Origin of the sequence: Roseobacter sp. (assembly GCF_024639605.1) — a bacterium.
Classification (GTDB): Bacteria; Pseudomonadota; Alphaproteobacteria; order Rhodobacterales; family Rhodobacteraceae; genus Roseobacter.
On the sequence record NZ_JAHEHZ010000198.1, the window covers coordinates 1 to 5,206 of the forward strand.

The window sequence follows — 5,206 nt, forward strand, 5'->3', positions numbered from 1 at the left end:
TTGGCTGTGCAGGGTCATCGGAACATTTGTCCGGGCAATCAGGGGATTGTCCAGTGCGGAATTCGCGCGGAACAGAGTGTGAACGTCTCTTTAACTCCGGGCGGTCTGCGGGTACATTCACGTGCATGAGCAGTTTTGACGAAACAGATGCCTTCGAAGGTGCCTCTCTGAGCGCGCGCGCGATGGCAGCGCGGCCGCAACCCTATCTCGACGGGCTGAACCCGGCGCAGCGGGCTGCGGTGGAACAGCTCGATGGCCCGGTGCTTATGCTCGCCGGAGCCGGCACGGGGAAGACGCGGGCGCTCACGGCGCGGATTGTGCATTTGCTGAACACCGGCCGCGCGCGCCCCAATGAGATACTGGCCGTCACCTTTACGAATAAGGCCGCGCGCGAGATGAGAAACCGCGTGGGCCAGATGCTCGGGCAACCTGTGGAAGGCATTCCCTGGCTCGGGACTTTCCACGCAATCTGCGTGAAACTGCTGCGCCGCCATGCGGAGCTGGCGGGGTTGAAACCGAACTTCACCATTCTGGATACCGACGATCAGCTGCGACTGCTCAAACAGCTTGTGTCCGCAGAAGGCATTGACGACAAACGCTGGCCTGCGCGCATGCTGCTTAACATCATCGACGGATGGAAAAACCGCGCGCTGACCCCGGATAAGGTGCCGGCGTCGGACGCAGGCGCCTACAACCACAAGGGCGTCAGCATTTACCGGCAGTATCAGCAGCGCCTGCAGGAGCTGAATGCCACCGACTTCGGCGATCTGCTGCTGCATATGGTGACGATCTTCCAGAAGCATCCCGATGTGCTGGCGCAGTACCAGCGCTGGTTTGCGTATATTCTGGTGGACGAATATCAGGATACCAACGTGGCGCAGTATCTGTGGCTGCGTTTGCTGGCGGGCGGGCACAAAAACATATGCTGTGTTGGCGACGATGATCAGTCAATCTATGGCTGGCGCGGTGCTGAGGTGGGTAATATCCTGCGGTTTGAAAAGGATTTTCCGGGCGCGCACGTGGTGCGTTTGGAACAGAATTACCGTTCTACCCCACATATCCTCGCAGCTGCCTCAGCGGTGATTGCCGGTAACGAGGGACGCCTGGGTAAGACGCTCTGGACCGAAGCGACCGACGGCGAAAAGCTGCGGCTGATCGGCCACTGGGACGGCGAGGAGGAAGCGCGCTGGATCGGGGATGAGATCGAAGCTGCACAACGCGGCACGCGTGGTCAGGCACCCGTGGGCCTCGACAGCATGGCCATTCTCGTGCGCGCCAGCCACCAGATGCGTGCCTTCGAAGACCGGTTCCTGACCATCGGACTGCCCTACCGCGTCATAGGCGGGCCGCGGTTTTACGAGCGCATGGAGATCCGCGACGCCATGGCGTATTTCCGTGTGGTGGTCAGCCCGGACGATGATCTGGCCTTTGAGCGGATCGTGAATACGCCCAAACGGGGCCTCGGTGACAAAGCGCAACAGACGATCCAGCGGACGGCCCGCGATAACGGGGTGAGCCTCTTTGAGGGCGCGCGGATCGTAGTTGAAACCAAGGCCGTTGGCGGCAAGGGCGGGGCGGAACTTGGCCGGCTGATCGCTTGTATTGACCGTTGGCGCGAACAGATGCGCGCGCGCGTACCTCTGGATGACGATGCGGTTCTGGACGAGGGCGGCCACGGGCGCCCGGACATCAGTCATATTGAGCTGGCAGAGATCATTCTCGATGAGAGCGGCTATACCGCGCACTGGCAGAACGACAAAACGCCCGAAGCGCCGGGCAGGCTGGAAAACCTCAAAGAGCTGATCAAAGCACTGGAAAGCTTTGAAAATCTTCAGGGCTTTCTGGAGCACGTCAGTCTGATTATGGACAACGAAAGCGAAGAGGCCGGTGAAAAGGTCTCGATCATGACGCTGCACGCGGCCAAGGGGCTGGAATTTCCCATGGTGTTCCTGCCGGGCTGGGAAGACGGGCTTTTTCCGTCGCAACGCTCGATGGACGAGAGCGGGATCAAGGGGCTCGAAGAAGAACGGCGACTGGCCTATGTGGGCATCACGCGGGCCGAAGAGGTCTGTACGATATCCTTTGCGGCGAACCGGCGTGTCTTTGGCCAGTGGCAGAATTCAATGCCCTCACGGTTCATTGACGAATTGCCGGATGATCATGTGGATGTGCTGACGCCACCCGGCCTTTATGGCGGCGGGTATGGGGCGGCGGCGCCCTCATCGACGCTGCACGACGCAGCGGCCTCTGCCAATGTCTACAACTCACCGGGCTGGCGCCGCCTGCAGGAACGCAGCCAGCAACGCCCGGTAAGCCAGCCCCGCGAAAGCCGCAACACCGTGATCGATATGAGCGCTGTGTCCAGCTTTTCCATGGGCGAGCGCGTGTTTCACCAGAAATTCGGCTACGGACGCATCGAAGGGATCGAAGGGGATAAGCTTGAGATCGCCTTTGAAAAAGCGGGGACCAAAAAAGTGGTCGCGCGCTTTGTGAGCCCGGAAAATGACGTGCCGTTCTGAGATTTCCAGCCCGGGGGGAGCCTCCTTTTCCTGCCGTATCATCTCTTTCCCGCTGCGCAGCCTTTGATAGACTGACCCGGCAGCCGTTTGACGGCGGGACCACAGGGGAAGGGATGTCATGAAACTAACTCTTATCGGAGGAGTGCTGTTTCTGGCACCTCTGGCCGTGCTGGCAATACTCGCGGCGAAAGTGTTCGAGATAAGCAAACTGGTCGCTGAGCCTTTGAACAGGTTGATACCTGTGGACAGGTTTGTCGGCCTCGCCCTTGTTGATATCATTGCCCTCGCCCTGATCATTGCTTTCTGCTACGTCGCCGGGCTTCTTGCCACGCGGAGTGCACTTGCCGGGCGGATGGAAAGGATTGACGGGTTTCTCATTGATGCTGTGCCCGGATATGCTGTGTTCAAAGGCACCATCAGCGGCGTTACGGGGCACGAGGGCGCCGGGTCGCTGATGACGCCAGTCATGGTGAGCTTTGATGACTATGACCAGATCGCTTTTCGGATCGAGAGCGCTGGTGACACATGCGTTGTGTTTCTGCCCGGCGCACCTTCGGCCTGGGCCGGCTCTTCGGTGATCGTGGCTGCCGACCGGGTCCGCGACCTCAACATCCCGGTACACCAGGCGGTCAGGCTCATGCGCGTGCTCGGACGCGGCTCTCTTTTGCCTGAGGCCGCTGAACACGGGCCGGGCGGACTGCGGGAGCAGAACTGACGTCTCTTTGCACGCGCCGGCAGCAACAGAGTTCAGGCACAAAAAAAGCGGTCCCGGGAGGAGGTGGGACCGCTTTCTCTTGTGTGTGCCCCGGTCGAAGGGAGGAGAGACCGGTGCAAGCATCGCAGAGCCCTGAAAAGGCTCCTTCGTTCACGACAATGACATCCGGGAGGAGGATAGATGCCACTGCCTTCCATCAGATCCGCCCGGGAGGAGGATGAGCGAACCTGAATGCCGTTGTCCGGGGCCAGTCAGAGGCCGGGGACGCCCGCGATTATCTGCGGGGCTGAATTGATGCGGCGACATCCGGGAGGAGGATGGATGCCGCCGCCTTCTACAAACGACCCGGGAGGAGGTGGGTCGCCTGTTCCTGTGCGCCTCAGCGCATTGTGCGTGCTACCGCGGCTTCCCATGCAATGTTGCGGAAATCCGGGCGGGACAGACCAAGGTCTGCAATCTCGCGGTCGCTCAGGGCCGAGAGTTCAGCCAGAGTTGTGCGGTAAATTCTGTTCCGGGCATGTCGCTGCGCTGCGCCCGCAAAATAGGATGCAGAGCCTGCAAGCACGCGCTCGAGAACGCTGTCGGTATGTGTCTGTGTATGATCCATGAATGCCATGGTTCTTACCTTTCAGTTTCGGTTTGTTTGATTTGCCCGGTCGGGCGCATCGCTGTTCTTGTGACCCATACTTAAGGTTATGCTGCGACTGCACAATGGTTACATGTTCAATGCTGCCATGCAGCATCTGCATAGGAGACCTAGGGTAATTTTATGCTTGTGGCTATGAACTTAGGCATTTCTGAACGTCATCTGGTGTTCGCGCAAACATGTGCTATGTGAACAGGCGCATCTGGGGAGAAACTAAGCATGTCTGTAACGAAGGCCGAAATTGAGGCCGCACTCGGCCGCGTGGCGCTGCCGGACGGCAGGAGCCTGATTGAGCATGATTTGATTCGTGCGCTGAGCATTGAAGGCGGCGAAGTACGTTTTGTGATCGAGGCGCCAACACCCGAAGTTGCCCGCCAGATGGGCCCGCTGAGAGATGCCGCTGAAAAGCTCGTCTCGGAGCTGCCGGGCGTGTCCCGCGCCAGCGTTGCGCTGACCGCACACGGACCGGCTGAGAAAAAACCGGCGCCCCCGAGCCTGAAGATCGGTGGTCACCCGAAACCGCAGGAGGGTCCGACCCGCCCGGCCGGCGTCAAGCGCATTCTGGCCATTGGCTCCGGCAAAGGCGGCGTGGGAAAATCGACGGTCTCCTCCAATCTGGCAGTTGCGCTGGCAAAGGCGGGGCGCCGGGTCGGACTTCTTGATGCTGATATATACGGTCCCAGCCAGCCGCGCATGATGGGCGTCAGCAAACGCCCCGCCAGCCCCGACGGCAAGACAATCATTCCGCTACACGCGCATGGCGTGACGCTGATGTCGATCGGATTCATGCTAGAAGAGGGTAAGGCTGTTGTCTGGCGTGGTCCGATGCTGATGGGCGCGCTGCAGCAGATGCTGGGTCAGGTACAGTGGGGCGAGCTTGATGTCCTGCTCGTGGATCTGCCACCGGGGACAGGCGATGTGCAGCTGACACTTTGTACCAAAAGCGAGCTCACAGGTGCGATTGTCGTCTCCACGCCGCAGGATGTGGCTCTGATCGATGCGCGCAAGGCTCTGGACATGTTTGCCACGCTGAAAACGCCGGTTCTTGGTCTGATCGAGAATATGTCGATGTTTGTCTGTCCCGACTGCGGCGCAGAGCACCAGATCTTCGGACAGGGCGGTGTCGCCGCTGAGGCCGAAACGCTAGGCGTGCCGCTTCTGGGGGTGCTGCCGATCGACCTGGAAACCCGCCTCGCCGGTGACGGTGGCACACCGGTGGCGGCAGGCGACGGACCAATGGCTGACGCTTATGCGCGGATTGCTGAAGGGCTGATCCGCGGGGGGATGGCCTGAGCAGAACGGGCCTGATCTTTCTCGGAACGCTGC

Annotated in this window: 4 protein-coding genes; 3 read left to right on the plus strand and 1 reads right to left on the minus strand. The window is 60.4% G+C overall.

What is annotated here, in order from left to right; all coding sequences use genetic code 11:
* The first annotated feature begins 125 nt into the window (after positions 1 to 125).
* Together Q0M35_RS17215 and Q0M35_RS17220 are read left to right on the plus strand one after the other, a co-directional pair.
* Entirely contained in the window at positions 126 to 2,519 is a 2,394-nt protein-coding gene (locus Q0M35_RS17215; protein ID WP_295317492.1) for a UvrD-helicase domain-containing protein, read from the plus strand.
* Positions 2,520 to 2,637: 118 nt separating this feature from the next.
* Complete coding sequence (locus Q0M35_RS17220) at positions 2,638 to 3,234, plus strand: hypothetical protein (RefSeq protein ID WP_295317493.1); 597 nt, start codon at positions 2,638 to 2,640, stop codon at positions 3,232 to 3,234.
* 379 nt (positions 3,235 to 3,613) lie between these two features.
* Here the strand turns inward: Q0M35_RS17220 and Q0M35_RS17225 are convergent, their stop codons facing one another.
* On the minus strand, positions 3,614 to 3,850 hold the full coding sequence (locus Q0M35_RS17225) for a DUF1127 domain-containing protein (protein WP_246227819.1): 237 nt from the start codon (positions 3,848 to 3,850) through the stop codon (positions 3,614 to 3,616).
* Positions 3,851 to 4,099: 249 nt separating this feature from the next.
* Here Q0M35_RS17225 and Q0M35_RS17230 point away from each other — a divergent pair, with 249 nt between their 5' ends.
* Positions 4,100 to 5,173 (plus strand): Mrp/NBP35 family ATP-binding protein, encoded by a 1,074-nt coding sequence (locus Q0M35_RS17230; RefSeq protein WP_295317494.1) that lies wholly within the window; start codon positions 4,100 to 4,102, stop codon positions 5,171 to 5,173.
* Positions 5,174 to 5,206: the final 33 nt, after the last annotated feature.

Excerpts from the sequence above, each read along its gene's own strand:
- Q0M35_RS17230 (WP_295317494.1), top strand. The coding sequence starts at position 4,100 with ATGTCTGTAACGAAGGCCGAAATTGAGGCCGCACTCGGCCGCGTGGCG.
- Q0M35_RS17220 (WP_295317493.1), top strand. The coding sequence starts at position 2,638 with ATGAAACTAACTCTTATCGGAGGAGTGCTGTTTCTGGCACCTCTGGCC.
- Q0M35_RS17225 (WP_246227819.1), bottom strand. The coding sequence starts at position 3,850 with ATGGCATTCATGGATCATACACAGACACATACCGACAGCGTTCTCGAG.
- Q0M35_RS17215 (WP_295317492.1), top strand. The coding sequence starts at position 126 with ATGAGCAGTTTTGACGAAACAGATGCCTTCGAAGGTGCCTCTCTGAGC.